This window comes from Pedobacter sp. N23S346 (genome assembly GCF_048515415.1).
In the GTDB taxonomy this organism is placed as follows: domain Bacteria; phylum Bacteroidota; class Bacteroidia; order Sphingobacteriales; family Sphingobacteriaceae; genus Pedobacter.
The window spans coordinates 17046-39355 of sequence record NZ_JBLYEE010000006.1 but is presented as its reverse complement, the minus strand read 5'-3'; the positions used below and the strand labels follow the sequence as shown (position 1 = coordinate 39355).

Below are 22310 nucleotides of genomic sequence, written 5' to 3'. Positions count from 1 at the left end.
ATGTAATTTAATAATTCATATATTTGTATTATAATGGAACTTAAGACATTACATATCAATAAACCATCTGCAAAGCTTATCATTTTTGTTAGAAAACTACAATCAGAGAAGGAAGCTAAGTTGAAGCAACTTGATGCTGAGCGTGAGAAATATTTCGGAACAAAGAAATAGTTTTAATGGGTGAAAAAAGGATCATACCTTTAATAACTAAAGAGGGGCACAACTATCTTATTCAGTTCGAATTTATTGGCAAAGCGCAAATTCCAGATGGAGTTGAAACTGATATAGTTGATGTTCTTATTTCAGTAGAAAACAATGTTGGCATTAATAATAGTTCAACACTTAGTCAATTCGCATCAATCATTAGAAAATTTCTTAGCGAGAATAATGTGATTTTATATTGTTATTGTGATCACGCTGAAATTAGTAGGGGAGCTAATAAACAAAATATGAGTCCCCAAAAGTATAGAAGTAAATTATTCTCAGCGATGTTTGATAAAGAAAGTAATAATGAATATATCAATCAATTGATAGTGATTAATGATGAAGTGGACCATTATATTCATCTAATTTCTCATAGAAAAAATGAAGGAGACATTGTTTTACTCAAAAACGAAGTAATGTCACAGAAGTAATATGATTACTTTCTAACGAAATCTTGATTATTGCCAATTCTGCCTCATTTCTCCCAACAATTCAATAGTTTTTTTGTTAAACTAATTATTAGGTTATCTTTGCGCTTCGAGCTAAAAAAGATATTGCCAAAATTAATCATGCCAGTTACCGGTTAGCACTGTTGAGGAAGCATTAGCATATTTACAATAAAAAAAATCTGAATGAATATTTCACCAAACTCAGTAGTTGCATTAACTTATGAATTGCATACTACCAACGAAGAAGGACAACAAGTTTTTGTTGAAAAAGCAGACGAGCAAAATCCTTTAGTATTTTTATATGGCGTAGGCATGATGTTGCCTAAATTTGAAGAGCATTTAGCTGGTTCTAAAACTGGTGATGAATATAGTTTCGAATTATCAGCAACTGATGGCTACGGAGATATCGATCCAGGTGCTTTTGCTGATCTTCCAAAATCAATGTTTATTGATGCTGGTGGTGAAGTTCCGGCAGTGGGTGAAGTAATTCCTTTGCAAGATAATGAAGGAAACAGCTTCAGAGCTGGCGTAACAGCTGTACATGAAGAAACCGTTTCAGTAAATTTAAACCACCCAATGGCTGGCAAAAACTTATTGTTTAGCGGAACTATCTTAAATGTTCGCGAGGCTACTCAGGATGAATTGGCTCATGGTCATGCACATGGTGCAGACGGACATGAAGCGCACTAGGTCTTTCTAAAAAGAAAAATATCTAGATAAATAAATTAAAAAATCCCGATTTCGATCGGGATTTTTTAATTTATAATAATTTTGAAGCGGTGAGTTCAACTGGAGGATTGTTCATTGCATTTCCCTTATTCAGTTTTAAAGTGCCTTTTACGGTAATCGGCTGATAAGTAAATTTAATTGGCTCAGCCATTTCTACCAGTACCATAATTGGAATCCCATTTTTGCCACAGTAAAAACACTGGTTAATCGGTAAGGTAGAAAGCATAAACTTCGTTTGTTTCATACCATCCTTTATGGGAACAATATATCCTGAAAGTTCAAATGCCTTACTTTCATATTTCTGAATGCCTGGACTATAAATGGCATAAGTTTCGGTCGGTTTTACCGTCTTAATTTTTACACCACCAATAATATCCCAGTTAGGGGAGTCCATCTGGTCGCTTGGATCATGCTGTGCTTTTGCAGATAATCCAATAAATATTAATAAAAACAAGGCTAATGATCTCATATCAATTTGTAATCTAATGACAAATATACAAAAGAGATGATGGTTAGCTGGTAAATGATTGCTACACCTTTTAAAAATCTACCTTTAAACGCAAACCACCATTGGTCAGGTTTAGATTTTCTCTTGAAAAAGTTTTCATAGGGAGCCTTAAGAAAGGCTCAATGGCAATGTTATTCTTTTTAGATATTTTTTGTTTATAGCCTAAAGAGAAATTGTAAAAACCAATATATTTATCCGGATCAAGTTTAGATTCTGGCTGCGGCTCCGTTTGTTTTTCTGCCACAATAAAGCTTCTGATGTCTGTTGTTCCATTTGCTGATGGAGATGCCATACTCTGAACCTGATTCACAATATAAGTGTTTTGTTGTGAGTTGTTAATTACCGCCAATGCAGATACCCCAATACCAGTATATAGCTTGTCTGAGATTTTATACCTCAATTCAAGCGGCACATCAATACCACTCACTTTAGCATTAACAGATTCCAGGTTTCTCCCCGACAAACTTTGAGGCGCAGCAGCATTTTGAGATTCAGTTGAACTCACTGATGCATAAGAAACCCCAGAGCTAATCGATAGTTTATTCGCGATAGCATACGACAATGAAAATCCGTAATTCATATTTACTTTGCTGTCATTACCCATCGAAGGTGCTACATAAACATCTTGTTGCCACTTCTGGCTTTGGTTTCCCTTATTTTGAGCATTCTTTCCCTGGTTTGTTTTACTGTCTAACGCCAGTAGGTCCTCAAAAGTCATTTTATTATTTGCTTTTGGTTTTTCCTGTGGAACTTTAACTTCAGTATTGGAAATACCACTATTTGCAGGAGTTACATTTGCTATATTTTCGATAACATCAATTTTACGCTCATTGGTTTTATCCTGAACCTGATTAGTTGCGTAAAGTGGATTCTTGCTTACGAAATTGTTTGCCTGCGATTGATAAGTATTTTTAGCTTGTGGAGCACCTGATCTTTCATCATTTTTTAACGCAGGTTTTGAATCCTCAGCAGCAATCTGATGATCTATAATGTGGTCTTTTTTCGGTTCAATTAATGGTGAATCAGTATTTTCAGTTTTAGATTTTGCGATGGTATTCTTATTCGTTTTATCTTCATTATTAAATAAAAATAAACCCGATAAAACCAGAATTATCGCGGCGGCGGTCCACAATAGCCAGAAAACAAAGCCACCACGCTTTTTCTCTTCCTTTTTAGAAAAGCGCTCCCAGGCACCAGGAGCGTAATTCTCCTCGTGGTTTTGTAATTGGGTGGTGATATGTTTAATTAATTCCTTATCCATTTTTTTTATATGAACCAACTAATGTATTGGTGTAAAGTGCCCGTAACTTATTTTTTGAGCGGGTTAAATAAACACGGCTCGAACTTTCCGGGATATTTAACATTTTAGAAATTTCATCGTGAGCAAATCCTTCAATCTCGTATAAGTTAAACACCAGCCTTTGCGTATCCGGTAAATGATTTAACAAATTCATGATGTCGTTTACATGAAGATCTGAGGCAACAGAAACCTGTGTAGCCGGATGTTGATCTTCATTTAAATCATCAACATAAAAATGAGCTTTCGAGCTTCTTATTTTATCTATTGCCGTTCGGGATGCGATTTGTGCAATCCATCCTTTAAAAGACCGTTGCAATTCTTCAGGATTTTGAGGCGGTTTAAATCCTGATACACTTCTAAATATTTTAAGAAAAGTATCATTTACAAGCTCTTCACTATCAGCAGTATTTTTTGTATATCTTAAAATAATACCCATTAAATAGCCATAAAACGATTTATACATCATTTCTTTACAGCTATTGTCGTTATTTACACAGCCTTTTAAAATCTCCTCAAATCTGAGTATTTTTTTGATCACTCCGGTAAAGGCCTATTTAACGTTCGATTAGTTTTTTAGCTTATGCTTAGCTATTGCAAAAATATAAAATAACACCATCCAATTTACCGAATGGTGCTAAATCAACGGGTAGATATTATTTGTTTGTCATTATAGAAAGCGAAAGCTTAGTACTATCTGTTGCGGTTTTTAAGCCTTTTGCCCAAATGGTATAGATTTTTCCTTTTTCTATTTTAACATTATTTAGGTTGGCAACGGCGGCAGTTGTTCCGGTTTGTCTTATTTCGAAATTATAGCTGATTGATGGGTTTATTGATGAGAAAGCTGAAAAATCTTTAAAGGCTTTATTCGTTGTCAATAAGAAAGGAGCGGTAAGGCCTGCAGGGTCGGTATTGCTCACCTGTAAATCAAATGGCGAAGAACCCGGGCTTAAGTTGATAAAACGAATTTTTGCCTTATCTGTTTCCGGGGCTTTCAGGTCATCTTCAACCAATAAAAGCTTAGTGGATTTTAAGGTATCTACCACAAAAACAGAATAAAATCCACCTCCTTTTAACGCAGCAGTTCCATTGGTGAGGTATTTTAATGAGTCTTTTTTCGATACCCCAACCAATCTCGTTCCTGGATAAGCAGCATAGTATCCGCGATCATTGGTATAGGTGAAACTGCCTATCTTTTGATTGTCCAAGATAAAATCTAAAGGACCAGTACCCGGAGATGCATGTACAAAACCGATTCCTGCGGCTTCAATTGGATCATCATTCCAGTCTTTTTTACAGGCAGATAATGTTAATGTTATGGCGAATAAAGAGCATATAATTTTAGTAGTTAAGCCAAAGTAGTTTTTAGTTTTCATGTTGTAGTTAAATCAATTTTATAAACAAAATTGGTTAATGGCCATTAACGCTTTTTTGGGTTAAACGATTAAGGAGACAGAAACGCTACAGTTGTGGTAATTTTTCTCATAAAAAAAGCCACATGAAATTTTCATGTGGCTGATTAATAAAATATGGTATCGATTACGAATACATCTCCTCGCGAAGTTTTGCAACATCTGCGCTATTGATAAATTCATCGTAAGTCATTAACTTATCAATGGTGCCTTTAGGCGTAATTTCGATAATTCTGTTTGCAACGGTTTCCGTTAACTGGTGATCTCGTGAAGTAAATAAAACAGCTCCTTTAAAATCTTTCATCCCGTTATTCAATGCCTCGATAGATTCCAGATCCAGGTGATTGGTTGGCTCATCAAACATCAGCAAGTTGGCTTGTTGTAACATCATTCTGGAGAACATGCAACGCATTTTTTCTCCACCTGAAAGTACTTTTACATTCTTTAAAACTTCTTCGCCAGAGAACAACATACGACCTAAAAAGCTTCTTACAAATTGTTCATCAGCCTCAGTTCCTGAATATTCACGTAACCAATCAACCAGGTTCTCGTCTTTGCCAGCAAAATATTCCGAGTTATCATTCGGGATATCGGCAGTGCTGATGGTAACACCCCATTTAAATTCACCTTTATCAGCTGGCGTTCTACCGGTTAACACATCGTAAAATGCTGCGGTAGCCAAACTGTTTTGCGATAAAACAGCAATTTTATCACCTTTATTCACCATGAAAGTGATTTTATCAAATAAAATACCATCATTACCAGATTTACTTAAGTTGTCCACTTGCAAAATTTGGTCACCAGCCTCACGACCGGTATTGTTGAAAATAATGGCAGGGTATTTACGGCTTGATGCTTTAATTTCGGTGATGTCAATTTTATCTAAAGCCTTTTTACGGGAAGTTGCCTGCTTGGATTTCGATGCATTCGCACTAAATCTGCGGATAAATTCCTGTAACTCCTTCACCTTATCTTCCGTTTTCTTGTTCTGGTCGCTACGTTGTTTCAACGCCAACTGACTAGACTCATACCAGAAAGTATAATTACCAGTGTAGATACTCATTTTCGCGAAATCGATATCCACAATGTGGGTACAAACGGCATCTAAAAAGTGCCTGTCGTGAGATACTACCAGTACAATATTCTGGTAATCAGCTAAGAAGTTTTCCAGCCAGGCAATGGTTTCAATGTCCAAATCATTGGTTGGCTCATCCAGTAATAAAATATCTGGATTACCAAATAACGCCTGGGCCAATAACACACGTACTTTTTGCGTGTTATCTAATTCTTTTAACAGTTTATGGTGATTATCTTCAGTAATGCCAAGGTTACTCAACATGGTTGCCGCATTGCTTTCCATATTCCATCCATCCATTTCAGCGAAGATATTTTCCAATTCACCAGCGCGTTCGCCGTCTTTCTCAGTAAAATCTTCCTTCATGTAAATGGCATCTTTCTCCTTCATGATGGCATAAAGTTCTTTATGGCCAATCATCACAGTTTCAAGTACCGAAACTTCATCAAATTCGTAGTGGTTTTGTTTTAAAACCGCCATCCTTTCGCCCGGAGTAAAAGCAACACTCCCTGATGTCTGGTTAACTTCTCCTGACAAAATTTTAAGGAAAGTAGATTTACCTGCGCCATTAGCCCCAATTACACCATAGCAATTGCCCTGAGTAAATTTTAAGTTAACATCTTCAAATAATGTGCGTTTGCCGTAGCGTAAAGATAAATTAGAAACTGAAATCATACTATAAATAAATAAGCCGCAAAGATAGGGTTTATAGTCCGAAGTCAAAAGTCTATAGTTGGTTTAGTGATCAGTTTTAAATTTGAAAATGATCGTTCAGTATGATATGGCTTAAGCTGTCCCGCTTTCACTGCAATCTTTTTACTTGAGGTTACTAACTTATAATTTGTTTGAAATTAACAGTAGTCTTTTATCTTTAGCCTTTCAGCTTTTAACTTTTAGACGGTTCTAAGTGCTTTTATTAAATTTGGCTTTAGCTGGCCACTTTAGTCTTTCAGCTTTTAACTATTTTTACAAAATGAGTAATTACGATATCATATCACAAGTAATAAAAGAACGCCGCAGTATATTCCCGGCCAGTTATATAAAAAAAGAAATTCCAGTTGAAGTGATTAATCAGATTCTGGAAACCGCAAACTACGCACCTACACATAAATTAACCCAACCCTGGCGCTTTACAGTGATTAGAAAAGCTGGCCTGGCAAAGTTGGGCGAGGAGCTAGGCAGATTATATAAAGACCTGGTTCCGTCGCACCAGTTTCTTCAAAAAAAGTACGATAGCTTTGCCGAAAAAACAAGTCAATCTGATTGTATTATCGCGATCAACATGGCGGTTAGTGGTAAAATTCCGGAATGGGAAGAACTGGCAGCAGTTTCCTGTGCGGTTCAAAACATGGCTTTAACAGCCGAAAGCCTTAAGGTTGGTGCCTACTGGAGCTCTCCACCATTAATTGATGATTTGGGCGATTTTTTAGGCTTAAAAGAAAATGAAAAATGCATCGGCTTGTTTTATATGGGCTATCATAATGAAAAACCCTGGATACCCAATCGAACTGCTATGGAAGAAAAAGTGAACTGGATAGAAGGGTAGTTTTGAGTTTGGAGTATTAAGTATCGAGTATCAAGTATTGAGTTCAAAGTCTGGAGTCTGTTCAATTCCATTTAACATTGTACGTTATCCGTTTCTGCAATATTTAAGTCGCTTTTAATGGCTTGTGCAGAGGTAACTGAACACTGGAAATATGGAATGCTATTTTATTACCATAAAGGCAAAATGTTCGCCTATCTTTGGATCCACAAAAAACTCCATCAGCCCCTACATAGGTTTCGTTGATGGAAATAAGATTGAACACGAAGATTTGCTATAAGAGAAAAGAGCCCGAATGAAAATTTTATTAATTAATCCCCTCGAAGATCTTCAAGAAGAAAAGATAAAATCGATTCTGAATCAAGCTTTATCGTTGCGCAAATAATCCCATTTCCCATTAGCGATCATCCATTTCCCATTATCCATCTAACACATTTTCCATCAACTATTTCACATCTTCCCTTATCCATCTTACATCACTACCTATGTCTACCTTAAAATCTCAACTTTATCAGCTTTGCTTAAATTTTATTCAAAACAGAATAGAAAATATCGAATATTCCATGTTGCAAGCCCGTCAGGCATCTAATGACGATACCAAAAGCAGTGCTGGCGATAAGTACGAAACTACGCGAGAAATGATGCAGCAAGAAATGGATCGCAACAGCAAGTTATTGTATGAAGCCGGGCAGCAAAAAATCGCACTTCAACAAATTGAAAATGTAGATGCAGCCAAAGAAGTTAAAAATGGTAGCCTGGTTTTAACCTCGAATGGAAATTTTTATATCAGCATTAGTGCAGGCGAATTAAACGTCGATGGTCAAAAATTCATTGCAGTATCGCAAGCTGCGCCAATCGGAAGGGCGTTTGTTGGTGCAAAAATAGGAGATGAGTTGAGCTTTAACGGTAATAAATATTTAGTGAAGGAAATTCTTTAATCATTCGACTTACGAAATTTCAATGGAATGTTTGGTTGAAAAATTTCGTCTGTCTTAAGAGAGTTTTGTTGAAACTGACGAAGTTTCCTTTGCTATAGGCCTTGTAAACTTCGCAAGTTAAATCATTCGACTTACGAAATTTCAATGGACTGTGTGTTAGAAGAATTTCGTCAGTCTTAAGAGAATTTTGTTGAAACTGGCGAAGTTTTCCTTTGCTGTAGGCCTTGTAAACTTCACCAGTGGATTTATTTCACACCAATTCTTTCTGCAAAGGCAGGAACCAAATAAGCCCTTAATTCATTAAAAGGAATAAAAACAACAATTTGCCCTTGCGCATAGCTCGCCACTTCATAAGGATTATACATAAACGCTAAACCTTTAGCATTGAAGTAGAAATTTTTATTCGGCTTTAAAAAATCATCAAACAAAACTTTGTTTATACTTTCGTTAGCCTTGACATTATATTGTTTCCTTAAATTCTGCTCCAGCAATTTTTGCAGGTTATTGGAGTCAATCTTTACAATATCACTCAAAACCATTTGTTTTTTATTTTTAACATCCAGGCAATACATCAGGCTGCTATAATTTCCATGAGCGCCACCAGTATAGGCATCAGCCAGGAAATCAATCACCACGAAGTCGTTATCATTATATAAAACCGATTGCTGACTGTTATTGCTGTAATTCAGCCAGGCATCTTCGCCATCGCTTCTATCATCTTGCTGCTGGCTGGCAACCTCAGCACTATAATCTTTTAAATAGGCAGCAGAAATGGCTTTAAAGCTAATTTCACGATCTACATTTGGTTTTAATCCAGATATTTTTTTAAGTTGAATGTTGAGCCAATTGCCCGCATCATCTGTATTTGTTGCTTTTAAGTACTCGAAAGTAATTTGAGCAATTGGCGAATCTGCTTTATTTGGATAAGCTTTTACTGAATCCTGATAAATACCCGTGGTAAACTGGTAGCTGCCTTCAGGATATTTCTCCTCTAAAATTGCCGGGAAACTTTTACTTCCATCGCCACTTTTCCAGGTTCCTTTGAAACCATTACCCGTCCATTTTAAAGAAATGCGTGGTTCTTTCGCGTCTTGCTCAAAATAAGAATTGTAAAAGCTATACTCTGCAAGCACCAAACCATCCTGACCAATCACAGTATCAGTTGATAAATTTAACCAGGAACCATCGTAATAATAATCGCCGTCGATGTCGCCGTTGAGTCTTTGCAAGTGCATTACAACAGGTTTACCTGCAATCGTTCCTTCCAGGCGCTTGTAAAAATTACCCGTAAGCGTTTGCTTTGTAGCAGTTTTTACATTTGATGTCGTGGAATCACTTTTGGTATTGTTACAAGCGGTAATTACAGCTGATAGGAGGAATAGAAATAATAAATGCTTTTTCATAGATTCGATTAGTCGCGACTAATACTTGACAGTTAATTTATGATTTTGTTTTATTAAAGCTCTTATTAATGCTGTAATAAAGGTTTTTAGCCGTGTATCTTCCCGGGTCTATGATTCTCCGAATGGTATAAAGCGGATAAGTTTCATCTCTGGCGGTAGAAAGAATAAAAGCGGCTTTAAAACCGTGTTCCTTTAATTTGTGCAAAGTAGAGGCTTTGTAAACGCCATATGGGTAAGCAAAGTATTCTATCTTTTTACCAGTAATTTGCTCCAGCTTTTTGGTGGGATCATCGATTTGTGTTTTCCAGTCTTCATCGGTAAACTGAGCAAAATTTTTATGATCATACGTATGGCTCGCGATGGTATTGCCTTCATCAGCTAGCTGTTTAATCTGCTCCTTAGTCATGTAACTAATCCTGCCTTTTCTCCCGATAGAAACCGTCATGATGAAATAAACGCCTTTAAACCCATATTTTTTCAACGTAGCATTTCCGATCGTAAATTGATCTTCATCCGTATCATCAAAAGAAATGATTATTGGTTTTTCCGGTAGTTTGGCATCAAAAACCAGGTAATTATACAATTGATCTGGCAAAATAGTATGGTAGCCACTATCAGCCAGCATTTTCATATGTTCCCTAAATTTATCTGGAGCAATAATGTCATCATGAGCCCTTTTACTATCGCTGGCTATATTATTTCTAATCTGATGATAGCATAAAACAGGCACCTCGCGTTTAGCCAGAATGGCTTTGGCATCTGCAGGTTTTTGTTTTATTGTATCAATCACTTCAGTTTTTGCAACCGCTGAATTTTCAGCTTTTTTGCTTTTAGAATCTGAATGACAGGCGGTAAACAGAGCCGGAAGAATAGCAGTAATGGCTAGAAATCGTTTCATCATGTTATTAGAGTACGTGTTGTGCTAATATTTTTTGAACCTGGTAAACATCCACCGATTTATTAAACTGCTTTTCAATACTGGGGATGGGTTCGTTAGAGATCCAGATTTTTAATACCGCATCTAAATCAAAAGTCCCGGCAGTTTCTACGCTAAATCTTGTAATTGCTTTATAAACAATGCTTTTATATTCAGTTTTATTGCCCGTAATGCCTTGCTTATCAATTAGTATTAATCTTTTATTCGTAAAAATAAAAGTATCACGAATTAATTTAAAACCCAATTCAATCTGTTCACCATCAATTAATAAGGTGCCATATTGCTTAATTAAATCTTCCTGGTCAACTGCGCCTGCATTTCCAAGTAATGCCGAAAATAATCCCATTTTAAAAACTATTTTTAATGCTGTTACTCAATGTTTTCGGACTCCAGTAACCACTTGCAATAATTCTGCGAATGGTAAATAAAGGATCCCTTTCATCACGCTTGGTTGAGAGTTGAAAAGCCATTCTGAAACCACGCTTTTTTAATTCAGGAATACCTTCGGCATTCCATAGCCCAAACGGATAAGCAAACTCCGTCATCTTTTTGCCTGTAATTTCTTCCAGCCTTTTAGTTGGTTTATCTAACTGTTCCTCCCAATCTTTACCTGCATATTTTTTGAAATTTTTATGGTCGTAAGTATGTGAGCCGATGATGTTTCCTTCATCTGACAGTTGTTTAATTTGATCGCTGCTCATATAATCAACAAATTTTCCTTTTCTACCAATAGAAACAGTCATGATGAAATACACTGCTTTGTAACCCAGCTTTTTCAATGTTGGATTTACAATCGTAAACTGATCCAGGTCAGTATCATCAAAAGTAAGCATGATGGGTTTGCTTGGTAATGCTGCGCCAGTATTTAAATAGGCATAAAGCTGATCTGGCAGAATGGTATGGTAGCCACTATCAGCCAGCATTTTCATCTGATCCTTAAAATTCTGAATTTCAACGATGTAATCTTTCCCAACCTTACCATCAGTAGGTTTCCAGTTTCTTACCTGGTGGTAGCACAGAATAGGTACTTGTTTACGGGCCAAAATGGTTTTAGCATCAGCTACTTTTATTTTTGAAACATCAACAGGTGTAGTTGCTGAAGATGTTGTGGTGTTTGCTTTTGCTGAAGAATCTGTAACATTCGAAGTTTCTGGTGATGATTCTGACTGGCAACTTGTCAATAAAATTACACTTGTTGCTATTATGGTAAGTACGCTGTATTTCATAGTAAATATATATGAGTGCAAAACTATAAATTCTATCAAATAATTGCTTAGCAAATAACTGGTGTTGATAAATATTTACTAACATAAAATATTACTGAATAACGTTTTTATTACACATTTTAGCAGATTTAATTGGCTTTAATTAAATAATTTAGCCGCTCCAAACCCTTCTTAATGAACAAAATTTACAAATTATTCTTTTGTGCGCAGTTGCTGTCGCTAACTGTTGCTGCACAAACCAAAACTTTTACCCTAACCGAAAATATTCAGGCCCAACCAAAGGCTAATTATCAACTGGCATCACGTTTTTCTCCAAATAAACTGAAAAAGATGGTGTATGCAACGTCGGTTGATCCGCACTGGTTAAAATTAAGTAACCGTTTCTGGTACACTTTCGAAAGTCCGAAGGGGAAATTCTGGTATTTGGTAGATCCTGCTGCAAAAACCAAGAAGCAAATCTTTGATAATGCCAGGTTAGCGGCAGAGATTACCTTAATTGTTCGCGATCCGTTTGATGCCGAACATCTGCCTTTGGAAAACTTAAAATTTGCCGCAGATGAAAAAAGTATTTCATTCGAAGTAAAAAGTTCTGTTGATGAATCAAAGCCAGATAGGAAAGATAAAAAAGCGGCCGATTCTATGCAGAAGAAAATTTATTCTTTTAAATATGAACTGGCCGCTGCAAAATTAACTGAGGTGCCGAATTTTAGCAAGCCCAAACCAAAACCAAGCTGGGGTTCTGTTGCTCCGGATTCATCCGCTATCGTGTTCTCGCGTAATTACAATTTATATTGGATGGATAAAGAGAATTACAAAAAGGCTGTTAAAAATGAGGAAGACAGCACCATTGTAGAGCATCAGCTTACAAAAGATGGTATTAAGTTTTACTCTTACGGCAGCGATGGTGATGGCGAAAACAATGTAGAAAACGAAAAAAACAATAAAAAGAGAAGAGGCGCTTATGTGCTTTGGTCGCCAAATTCGAAATTCTTCGTTTTAGATAGAACCGATTCCCGCAAGGTAAAAGATCTCTGGGTAATTAATAGTGTAACGCCCGGGCGCCCAACTTTAGAAACATACAAGTATCAAATGCCCGGCGAGGCTGAGGCACCACAAGACGAGGTTTTGCTTTTCGATTTTGCTGCTAAATCTTACAAAAAACTAAATGTTTCGGCATTTAAAGATCAAAGTATTTCGGTGTGGAGCAAGCCCGTATTGGCTAAAGATCGCGATAACGAATTTCGCCCTTCAGTATGGTTGGGTAATGATAATCGCTTTTATTTCTCACGTACCAGTCGTGATTTGAAGCGTATTGACATTGCTACTGTTGATATTACTACGGGGAAAGTTACACCTATTATAGATGAGCGCTTTAATACCTATGTAGAAGTGAATCGCCCTGGATTGGTGAATGATGGGAAAGAATTAATCCACTGGAGCGAGCGCGACGGTTGGGCACATTTTTATCTTTTTGATGGCAATGGCAAACTCAAAAATCAAATAACAAAAGGTGCTTTTCATTGCGAAAGCATTGTTAACATTGATGAGAAAAACCGCGTGCTCTATTTTACAGCAAACGGGAGAGAGGCTAAAGAAGATCCATATTACCTGCATTTATACAGCATCAACTTCGATGGTTCTAACATGAAACTGCTTAACGCCGGCGATTTTGATCATGCTGCTTTCTTAAATGATAATAATACCTTTTTTGTTGATAATTATTCGAGGGTGAACACCGCGCCAAAGTCTACACTTTATGACAGAAGTGGAAAAAAAGTAATGGAGCTGGAAACTACAGATCTTTCGCTATTAATTGCTGCGGGTTACAAATATCCGGAGCCATTTAAAGTGAAGGCAGATGATGGGATTACCGATTTGTACGGTGTAATGTACAAACCTTTTGATTTTGATCCGAATAAAAAGTATCCGATTATAGAATATGTTTATCCAGGCCCTCAAACAGAGGCGGTTAACAAGGCTTTTAGTAAAAGTATGGATCGTACAGAGCGTTTAGCGCAGTTTGGATATATTGTAATTACGGTTGGAAACCGTGGTGGCAATCCATCGCGTTCGAAATGGTATCATACTTACGGCTATGGAAATTTGCGCGATTACGGCCTGGCCGATAAGAAAACAGCGATAGAGCAATTGGCGGCCAAATATTCATTTATTGATGAATCAAAGGTAGGTATTACAGGTCACTCGGGTGGCGGTTTCATGTCTACAGCGGCCATGTTGGTTTATCCTGATTTCTTTAAAGTAGCAGTATCAAATGCAGGCAACCACGATAACAGTATTTATAATCGATGGTGGAGCGAAAAACATCATGGGGTGAAAGAAACCATTTCTTTAAAAGGAGATACTTCATTTAAATATAGTATTGATAAAAACCCAGATCTGGCGAAGAATTTAAAAGGACATTTATTGTTAATGCATGGCGATGTAGATAATAACGTTCACCCGGCCAATTCTATTCGCGTGGCAAATGCGCTGATGAAAGCTGGAAAACGCTTTGATTTTCTCATTATTCCTGGGCAGCGACATGGTTTCGGCGATATGACGGAATATGCCTTCTGGAAATTAGCGGATCATTTCAATAAATACCTGATTGGCGATTTCTCCGAGCCAAGCGATGTCGATTTGGTAGAGATGGATAGAGATATAGAACAAACAGGAAAATAAATGATTATAGTTCATGAATTATTTTATAGCTGAGATTTTTGATCTTCCATGAATGGTGGGTTAAAACGGTCTTTATCCTGAACTTGATTCAGTACATATGGTTTAATATGATTTTCAATTTTTAGCTACGAAAAATTTTGTTTTGCATTGTGATTTGTCATCAACGAACCCATAGTGTGGTGGCTCACCAACCATTTTACCCATCACTTGGCTTGCCTCGGCTGGCCGCCGAATGGCTATCTTCTTTTTCTTGACAAAAAGAAGCAAAACTCAAGGCTTGGACCTGATGTTGAATTAGCTCGTCGAAATTTAGATGACGGTAGCGCAAGGGCTCGATTTGGTTTATAATGAAGATTTGTTTTAAGAGCCGTTCGCGCTACCCTGGCTTGGGGGGATTTGAACGTTGGTACAAAAATTTCAACGGCTTCTCCTTCCATCATTTCCTAGGCCGGATAGCGAGGTGGAAATAGCATGGTGCTTCATTAGATCTATGAGGTTTCTTAATGTGAATTGGTTTTTGGGGCATCACATAAACGGTGGGTTAAAACGGTTGTCATCCTGAGCTTGGGTAGGTATTGAAGGCACACCAGATGTTAATGTTTGGTACAGTACTAATGGCAAGTTTATCAAAGAGCTGGCCGATTAAAACTGGATATTTGTCTTCAGCAATAATTTGTTTTAACAAAAAAGCGCTCCGAAATTATTCGGAGCGCTTAATAAGGTAATTCACAATTGGTCTTTGGTTAGTAAATGTAGTTTAATGCAACAACATCATTAGAATTGAATGTGCGGTTACCACCGTTAGAGCAAGCTAACATAAAAGAAGCAGCATCTGGAGTAGATGGAGTTCCTGGTATTAGTACAGCTCCAACGTTTGATGCACCTTCGTTTCCTGCACCACTTGCGCCACAGCTAAATGCACGGTTCATATAATCTGTGTGACGGAAACCGATACAGTGACCTACTTCGTGCTGGATCACAGAAGCAAGATACAATAAGTTCGGGTTAGCACCATAAGCAGCAGCATTGGTATTCATTCTGATCTGGTTATAAGGGTTACCCGATGAAGTAGGGAAACCTGCTGAACCTAAAGTGATGAATCCACCACTTGGTGCTTCGTTAAAACCAACCACATTAATATTGCCGGTTGTGCCTGCAGCTGCTCTTTGGAAAGTAATACGTAAACCCAAAGAGTTATATCTAGATATCATGGTGTTTACGGCATCACTATATACCTGAGGTAAATTAGTAATAGATACAGTGATTACACGAGGTAATGATCTTACCACATTGGTGGTTCGGTATTGCTCAGTTTCAGCAATATTTAAGTTAGCACCTGAAGCAGCTTCAGTTAAATTAGCATCAGTTAAAAGAATATCTCCTTCAACTAAATAGCCTTCATCAATTTTACGGATATTTTCAGTGCTGAAGCCTAAAGATTTAACTTTTTCTAGGGTTGCTGTAGAAATATCAGTTTTATTTTCGGCCACAGTTTCTGTATCATTACTCTTACAAGAGTATAAAGTTGTGAACAGTAAACATGCTGCTGCTACTGATAAAAATTTGGTTTTTTTCATTTTAGTTTAGATTTAATTGGGAACAAATAGATAAGTTAGTTAATATAATTTGTGAATTACCTTATAAATGCTAATTTAGAGAAGATTTATGATGTAAACAAAATTTTACAAGAAAATATTTTTTGAGAGTCAATACTGTATATTTAATTATATTCCTTTGTGTGTGCGTATTACGTTTAAATGCACAAGGACAACCTGGTGGAGTAGAAAAAAAAGTGCAAAAATTTATTTCTGCCAACAAAAAAAAGACAGATTTACACGTAAATGATGTCCTGTTAGTTAGGTTTGATCATCAGTTAACACCAACTGAAATCAGGAGTTTACATCCTAAAAAGCAACTTACTGCCGATTATTTTATCGTTAGTAAAGCAAATATTTCTAATCTTTCTCAGGGTGTTGTTTATCAGGTTGAGGCTAATGGCCTTTGGAAAGCCAGTGATGGCTTAGCGCAACTCCTCAATAAAAGCAAAAAAAGCGATTCTATCACTGTGAGATTGGCTGTTAAGAGTAGTATTGTGCAGCCAGAGTTTTTAAAGCCGTTAAAAATTAAGTCAATCGATCAGCAGCATGCTATTTATACTATTTATATTACCGCTGATGATTTAACTTCGATACTTACCGAAGAGGAGATTATTTATGCTGATATTCTCCCTGTTGCCAAACAGGAAGTGGTTATTAATGGGCTGGATCTCAGCTTGAATCAGATTACGAATGCCCGGAGTTTATTTCCCGGGATTGATGGTACGGGCATTAATATTTCCTTTAAAGAAGGGATGTACGACTTAACCGATCTGGATCTTCTTGGCAAAACGGTTCCTGGTGCAGTTACCAGCGGTACAGCAACTTCTCACGCCACGAGTATGGCCACACTGGCGTTGGGAAATGGTAATTCTTTTATTCGTGGGCTCGGCGCTGCACCAAATGCAAAGCTGGCCTTTTCTAGCTTTGTGAATTTATTGCCAGATCCGGTTTCAGATTTAAATCGCTTGCAGATTCGGGTACAAAATCATTCGTATGGAACTGGAATAGACAATAATTATGGAATAGAAGCCGCTGCATATGATCAACAAGTTTTTGAAACTGATACGCTGATTCATGTTTTTTCTGCAGGAAATAGTGGTACACAAACGCCAGCTGGTGGTTTTTATCAGGGCTTAACAGGAAGAGCGAACTTAACCGGAAACTTTAAACAAGCCAAAAACCTGTTGGTGATAGGAGGGATTAACCGCGAAAACCTTTCAGAAAATCAGAGTAGTAAAGGTCCGGCTTATGATGGCCGCGTAAAACCTGAGCTCGTAGCCTTAGGCGAAGATGGAACATCAGGTTCTGCCGCAATTAGTAGTGGTTCCATTGCCTTGCTGGAGCAATTTTATCGCCAAAAGTTTTCGAAAGCGCCATCCGCTTCGTTAATCAGGGCAGCGCTAATAAACTCAGCTGATGATTTGGGAACGCCACAGGTAGACTATATTTTTGGTTATGGGAAGTTGAATGTAGCCCAGTCGTTAAAAACCCTCAATGAAAATCGAGTTGCATTATATAGCGCAGCAAAAGGGCAAGATCTAATCATTCCACTAACTATTCCAGCAAATGTTGCTGAAGCTAAACTAACCATTACCTGGAATGACCCGGCTGCTGCGGTAAATGCCGCCCAAAGTTTGGTGAATGGCTTGGATTTAAGCCTCGAAAGTCCTTCGGGATCGGTTACATTGCCTTGGGTGTTGAGCAGCGCATCTAATTTGGATTCGATTGCCTTGCCTGCAATAAGAAAAGTAGATCTGATCAATAATATTCAGCAGGTGAGCATTGAAAATCCGGTAGCAGGGAATTTTAAAATCCATGTAAAAGGCGAACGCATTACACAAGGTACGCAGCAGAATTTCGCGCTGGCTTATCAATACAAATATAAAAATACCTTCTCTTTTATTACGCCCGGCAAAGAGGTCTACTTTTTTGGGAGAGAGGATAATTACATCCGGTGGGAAAATACCTATCCTGAAAAAACTGGTAAACTTTCTGTGAGTTACGATGATGGCATCAGCTGGAAAGTGATTGATTCGAATGTGGATTTAACTAAAGGATTTTACAATTGGGGCGCACCAGATTTATTTTCGAAAGCTATTATTAAAATGGAAGTGGGCGGTGCTGTTTTTACTAGCCAGAGTTTCATTATTTCCTCGCCCAGGGAATTAAAAGTGGGCTATGTATGTAAAGATGGATTGGTTTTAAGCTGGAATCCGCAAGTTGGTGCCAAAGATTATACCGTTTACAGCATTATTAATAATGTATTATCGTCGGTTTTAACGGTGGCTGATACCTTAATTAAACTGGATATGAACAGTATTGCCAGTAAATATTATGCAGTTGCGGCAAATGGTACAGGCTTTACGGGCTTGAAGAGTTACACTATCGATTATACCCAACAAGGTGTTGCCTGCTATACCAGAAGTCTGCTTGCTTCCACCACAGCCGATGATAAAATTAGACTCGACCTCAGTATCGGGACCACATTAGATATCAAAAACATTATCTGGGAGAAACAAACGGGTGTAAATACGTATACCGTTTTGCAGCAAACCAAGCCAGTAAATAACGTTCTCGATTATGCTATTTTTGATGATAAACCTAAACCTGGAATACAGTTTTACCGGGTAACTTTTGAAACAGTGAATGGAAATATTGTGAGTGATCTGGTTTCGGCGACTTTCCTTAAAGAGAATGAATTTTCATTTTACCCCAACCCTGTAACTGATTATTTAACCATCTTAAGTGGATCTTTTGAAGATTACAGCCTATCTATATTCAATATTTTAGGGCAAAAGGTATTCGAAGAGAAAGCTGCGAGTACCAATCGTTTTGGTTTAACAGCACTTACTACCGGTATTTACGTTGGGGTAATTGTTAAAAATGGCGAACAAGTAAAGAAATTTAAGCTGATTAAAAGATAGTTGCCAGAATAGTTGATATGGAACGGTATTCAGATTCAAAACCTTCGTGCAGATAAGAGATAACAACGTTTGTTTTTTATTAATATTCAAATGAAAATTAATATCTTGTGGATACTAGATTTAACCATCATGCTCCATCTCTTCACTTCAAATGCTTATATATATTTTAATGTATTTAAGGCATCCCAAATGATGCAATTACAAAATATAAAACCGTTGTATTGATCAATTTTAAAGGCCTAATGTTGATAAGCAAATGAAAAAAGCCGCAATTTTAGTTTTAATTGTCATAGTTACCATTGCCGTAACTTGTGCGCTTATTAAATTTCTAAAGATAGAAAGTTTTGCATTCGCATGGGCGCTTAACTTCATGTTGATGGGGAGTGCACTATTATTTACTGAAACATTAAAAAGCCCGCTTACATCAAGCTATTTCAACGAAAAAGCATGGGAAAGAAGAGGCAAAATCTATGAGTCTTTTGGCGTAAATTTTTTCAGAAAATTATTAGTTTGGACTGGCTGGGAAAAATTGATCAGAAAGGCCAACCCTATAGAAAGGAATACCAAAGCCTTAATGCACCTTCACTACCAAACAAAACAATCTGAATTAGGACATTTAATTCTTTTGATTATCGTATTTGGTTTCAATGTTTTTGTTGCCTTAAAATTCGGAATGCTCAAATCATTGTCGTTGTTAATCTTGAATATCTTATTTCATTTATACCCAATTTTGCTTCAGCGATACAATCGGCCACGAATAGAAAGAGCTATAAATGTAAGTAAACGGAGAGCTAGAGGAACATTGGTTTCTTAAATCACTTTTAATCTATTTATTACTTTGAATTTACAGGGATTAGTTTTTTTGTCCGTGAGACGATAGATGAAATATAAGATTACTGTATATCGAATCCAGATGAATCGGCATGACTAAAATAATTTTCCCGCAGATTTTGGTGATTTCCGCAGAAGCGAAAGTTAAAATCTGCGCTGATCATTCTGATCTGCGGGACAAAGCCTTTTTATTGGTGAGACACTGAACCCATGGCTAGGTGGCTCACCAACCATTTCGTCATCTACTTCATCCTTGCCTCGGCTAGCCGCCGAAGGGCTCTAAACATTTTCTTGATAAAAAGTTTAACAAAACCGAGCTTTTCAGCGAGCTCATGAATGCAATTTAAAAAGAGGGAAAATACTATATTTAATTGATCATTCCTTTGCTTATGCTAATATACTCAATATTATGGCCACATTAAATGGAATGATCAGTTTTTCCGGTAAATTGGGCGACTTTGATTTTTACAACCGGGGTAAAACAAAAGTGGTGTGACAGTAGGTGAAGTGATAGCTTTGGCTTTAGATGTGAAAAAAGGAGATCTAAACATCGATGACTTGCGCAAAGAAATGGCCTTCAAATCTGCGTTGATACTGAGCACATTCGTCATTGAAAAACCTAACGGTGATCCGCATCCGTAGGTCTGTATGTATTTAAAAAAACAGTGCGTACCAAAATCAGTAAAAAATGTGGTTTGACACTTTCCTGAATGCAGTTGGAAATTTCTTTGATACCACCCATTTTCCGAATAATACGCCATTCTAACCCTTCCGTGGAACAGGATGTTGCCTTATCCTGGGTAAAGTGAGGAAAGATTTCAGTTTTCCGACCATTGAGGTGATCAAGTTTGCCAAACAGCCTATTCTTGCCCATCGCGTTATGGAATAACAGGATGGGATCACGCTCTATAAAGGACACAGATATGGGTAACATTCTTATTGATTTTAACGATATATTTTGGATGCTCCACTAATTATTTTGTAATTTACTTTTAGTATGAACCGTAAATTAAACTAAATGTTAAACCGTAGAAAATTCCTCAACTACGCTGCAACCGCAGTGGGAACCACTGCCATGCTTTCTGCTTTAGACAATCCTGCCTATGCTCTTTTTAATAAGACTATTGGCGCAAACGACCAAATCAATATTGGTGTGATAGGAATCAAAGGCATGGGATGGTCTGACCTCAAAGCGGCCCTCAAAGTACCGGGGGTAAACCTGATCGCCCTGTGTGACAGTGATGCCAATGTGCTTGATGAAAGGATGGCCGAATTAAAGTCGATGAATGTTGACGCCGCAAAAGTAAAAAGATATAAAGATTATCGTGCACTGCTTGATAATAAAGATGTTGATGCCGTAATTATCGGGACACCCGATCACTGGCATGCCCTGATGATGATTCATGCAGTACAGGCAGGTAAAGATGTATATGTTGAAAAGCCGGTCGGCAACTCTATTGTTGAATGCAGTACCATGGTTAAAGCGCAGGAAAAATACAATAAGGTTGTACAGGCAGGTCAATGGCAACGCAGTCAGCAACATTTTAAAGATGCTGTTGATTTCGTAAAGAGCGGCCAGCTGGGAAATATCAGAACTGTAAAAGTATGGTGTTACCAGGGCTGGATGAAACCTGCTCCGGTAGTACCGGATACCTTACCGCCTGCAGGCGTTGATTATGCCATGTGGCTTGGGCCGGCGAATAAAAGAGCATTCAATGCGAGCAGATATCACTTCAATTTCCGCTGGTTCTGGGATTATGCCGGTGGGTTAATGACGGACTGGGGCGTGCATTTATTGGATTATGGCTTGCTGGGTATGAATTCTCCTGTACCAAAAACCATATCTGCATTAGGTGGCCGCTTTGCTTATCCTGATCTGTATGAAGAAACTCCTGATACGCTGACTACCTTATATGAATTTGACAAGTTCAACATGGTATGGGATTCTGCTATGGGCATCGATAACGGCTCTTATAACCGCAACCATGGGATTGCCTATATCGGTAACAACGGCACACTGATCCTCAACAGGCAAGGCTGGGAAGTTATTGAAGAAAAGGTAAGTGGCAATAAAGTGAGCAAGCCCTTTGTTAAATCATCAGATAATGGACTAGACAATCATATGGTTAATTTCTTTAGTGTGGTCAGATCCAGAAAAAAAGAAGAACTGAACTGCTCTATACAGGATGCTGCGCATGTAGCTACCGTTGCCCAAATGGGAAATCTTGCCTTCAGAAGCGGACAAAAATTATCATGGGACAATGCCAAACACCAGTTTACAGACCAGCAGATCAACGATAAATACCTGCTGGCCCAGTATCACAACGGTTACAGCTTACCCAAAGTTTGATCCGACTAATTTATTGATATAAAATAAGGAAACAACCTATTAAAGTTGTTTCCTTATGTACTCACAGAGGTACTAAGGTCGAACCAGTTTATAGAAGATCTGGTAAAAATCGCCCTTATACTGCTATATAACGCAGAAATATGAGATGAAAAGTATACAAAAACACTAGCTATCTTGAATGAAATAGCTGGAGTAAAGGATTAT

General features: G+C 37.5%; 19 protein-coding genes. 9 read left to right on the top strand and 10 right to left on the bottom strand.

Going from position 1 to position 22310, the window contains the following annotated elements; all coding sequences use genetic code 11:
* Window positions 1-33 precede the first annotated feature (33 nt).
* The 3 genes from ACN1CD_RS12055 (at window position 34) to ACN1CD_RS12045 (ending at window position 1343) form a co-directional block, all read left to right on the top strand.
* Complete coding sequence (locus tag ACN1CD_RS12055) at window positions 34-171, top strand: hypothetical protein (protein WP_419130642.1); 138 nt, start codon at window positions 34-36, stop codon at window positions 169-171.
* Between the two features lie 5 nt (window positions 172-176).
* Window positions 177-635 (top strand): hypothetical protein, encoded by a 459-nt coding sequence (locus ACN1CD_RS12050; RefSeq protein WP_419130641.1) that lies wholly within the window; start codon window positions 177-179, stop codon window positions 633-635.
* Window positions 636-836: 201 nt separating this feature from the next.
* Window positions 837-1343, top strand: a complete 507-nt coding sequence (locus ACN1CD_RS12045) for an FKBP-type peptidyl-prolyl cis-trans isomerase (RefSeq protein WP_419130640.1) — start codon at window positions 837-839, stop codon at window positions 1341-1343.
* A gap of 70 nt (window positions 1344-1413) precedes the next feature.
* Here ACN1CD_RS12045 and ACN1CD_RS12040 read toward each other — a convergent pair whose 3' ends face one another.
* The 5 genes from ACN1CD_RS12040 to ACN1CD_RS12020 all read right to left on the bottom strand — a co-directional run bounded on the left by ACN1CD_RS12040 (window position 1414) and on the right by ACN1CD_RS12020 (window position 6349).
* The gene (locus ACN1CD_RS12040) at window positions 1414-1851 is read right to left on the bottom strand and encodes a hypothetical protein (RefSeq protein ID WP_419130639.1); all 438 of its coding nucleotides are present in this window, start codon (window positions 1849-1851) and stop codon (window positions 1414-1416) included.
* A 70-nt stretch (window positions 1852-1921) separates the two neighbouring features.
* Window positions 1922-3151, bottom strand: coding sequence for a hypothetical protein (locus ACN1CD_RS12035; RefSeq protein WP_419130638.1), 1230 nt, complete (start codon window positions 3149-3151; stop codon window positions 1922-1924).
* Window positions 3144-3728 carry an RNA polymerase sigma factor gene (locus tag ACN1CD_RS12030; protein WP_419130637.1) on the bottom strand — a complete coding sequence of 195 codons (585 nt, stop codon included), beginning with the start codon at window positions 3726-3728 and terminating at the stop codon, window positions 3144-3146. The genes ACN1CD_RS12035 and ACN1CD_RS12030 overlap by 8 nt, the downstream gene beginning before the upstream one ends.
* Before the next feature lie 115 nt (window positions 3729-3843).
* A complete protein-coding gene (locus tag ACN1CD_RS12025; protein WP_419130636.1) occupies window positions 3844-4563 on the bottom strand; it encodes a DUF4397 domain-containing protein in 720 nt (239 codons plus the stop codon).
* A 163-nt stretch (window positions 4564-4726) separates the two neighbouring features.
* Window positions 4727-6349 carry an ABC-F family ATP-binding cassette domain-containing protein gene (locus tag ACN1CD_RS12020; protein ID WP_419130635.1) on the bottom strand — a complete coding sequence of 541 codons (1623 nt, stop codon included), beginning with the start codon at window positions 6347-6349 and terminating at the stop codon, window positions 4727-4729.
* Between the two features lie 298 nt (window positions 6350-6647).
* Between ACN1CD_RS12020 and ACN1CD_RS12015 the strand changes: the two genes are divergently transcribed.
* Both ACN1CD_RS12015 and ACN1CD_RS12010 read left to right on the top strand, forming a co-directional pair.
* Window positions 6648-7220, top strand: coding sequence for a nitroreductase (locus tag ACN1CD_RS12015; RefSeq protein ID WP_419130634.1), 573 nt, complete (start codon window positions 6648-6650; stop codon window positions 7218-7220).
* A gap of 482 nt (window positions 7221-7702) precedes the next feature.
* The gene (locus ACN1CD_RS12010) at window positions 7703-8155 is read left to right on the top strand and encodes a 3-oxoacyl-ACP synthase (RefSeq protein WP_419130633.1); all 453 of its coding nucleotides are present in this window, start codon (window positions 7703-7705) and stop codon (window positions 8153-8155) included.
* Window positions 8156-8400: 245 nt separating this feature from the next.
* Here ACN1CD_RS12010 and ACN1CD_RS12005 read toward each other — a convergent pair whose 3' ends face one another.
* The 4 genes from ACN1CD_RS12005 to ACN1CD_RS11990 are packed head-to-tail and all read right to left on the bottom strand — an operon-like array spanning window position 8401 to window position 11721.
* Complete coding sequence (locus ACN1CD_RS12005; protein ID WP_419130632.1) at window positions 8401-9558, bottom strand: RsiV family protein; 1158 nt, start codon at window positions 9556-9558, stop codon at window positions 8401-8403.
* A gap of 37 nt (window positions 9559-9595) precedes the next feature.
* The gene (locus ACN1CD_RS12000; protein WP_419130631.1) at window positions 9596-10459 is read right to left on the bottom strand and encodes a polysaccharide deacetylase family protein; all 864 of its coding nucleotides are present in this window, start codon (window positions 10457-10459) and stop codon (window positions 9596-9598) included.
* Between the two features lie 4 nt (window positions 10460-10463).
* Window positions 10464-10841 (bottom strand): PH domain-containing protein, encoded by a 378-nt coding sequence (locus ACN1CD_RS11995; RefSeq protein ID WP_419130630.1) that lies wholly within the window; start codon window positions 10839-10841, stop codon window positions 10464-10466.
* A 1-nt stretch (window position 10842) separates the two neighbouring features.
* On the bottom strand, window positions 10843-11721 hold the full coding sequence (locus ACN1CD_RS11990) for a polysaccharide deacetylase family protein (RefSeq protein WP_419130629.1): 879 nt from the start codon (window positions 11719-11721) through the stop codon (window positions 10843-10845).
* Between the two features lie 174 nt (window positions 11722-11895).
* On the opposite strand from ACN1CD_RS11990, the gene ACN1CD_RS11985 reads away from it, so the two are divergent.
* Window positions 11896-14403, top strand: a complete 2508-nt coding sequence (locus tag ACN1CD_RS11985) for a DPP IV N-terminal domain-containing protein (protein WP_419130628.1) — start codon at window positions 11896-11898, stop codon at window positions 14401-14403.
* A gap of 743 nt (window positions 14404-15146) precedes the next feature.
* On the opposite strand, the gene ACN1CD_RS11980 is transcribed toward ACN1CD_RS11985, so the two are convergent.
* Window positions 15147-15980: a M57 family metalloprotease gene (locus ACN1CD_RS11980; protein WP_419130627.1), complete on the bottom strand. Its 834-nt coding sequence runs from the start codon at window positions 15978-15980 to the stop codon at window positions 15147-15149.
* 161 nt (window positions 15981-16141) lie between these two features.
* Between ACN1CD_RS11980 and ACN1CD_RS11975 the strand changes: the two genes are divergently transcribed.
* The 3 genes from ACN1CD_RS11975 (at window position 16142) to ACN1CD_RS11965 (ending at window position 22106) form a co-directional block, all read left to right on the top strand.
* Window positions 16142-18925, top strand: a complete 2784-nt coding sequence (locus ACN1CD_RS11975) for a S8 family peptidase (protein ID WP_419130626.1) — start codon at window positions 16142-16144, stop codon at window positions 18923-18925.
* Between the two features lie 256 nt (window positions 18926-19181).
* Window positions 19182-19739, top strand: coding sequence for a hypothetical protein (locus tag ACN1CD_RS11970; RefSeq protein WP_419130625.1), 558 nt, complete (start codon window positions 19182-19184; stop codon window positions 19737-19739).
* 1035 nt (window positions 19740-20774) lie between these two features.
* Entirely contained in the window at window positions 20775-22106 is a 1332-nt protein-coding gene (locus ACN1CD_RS11965; protein ID WP_419130624.1) for a Gfo/Idh/MocA family protein, read from the top strand.
* Window positions 22107-22310: the final 204 nt, after the last annotated feature.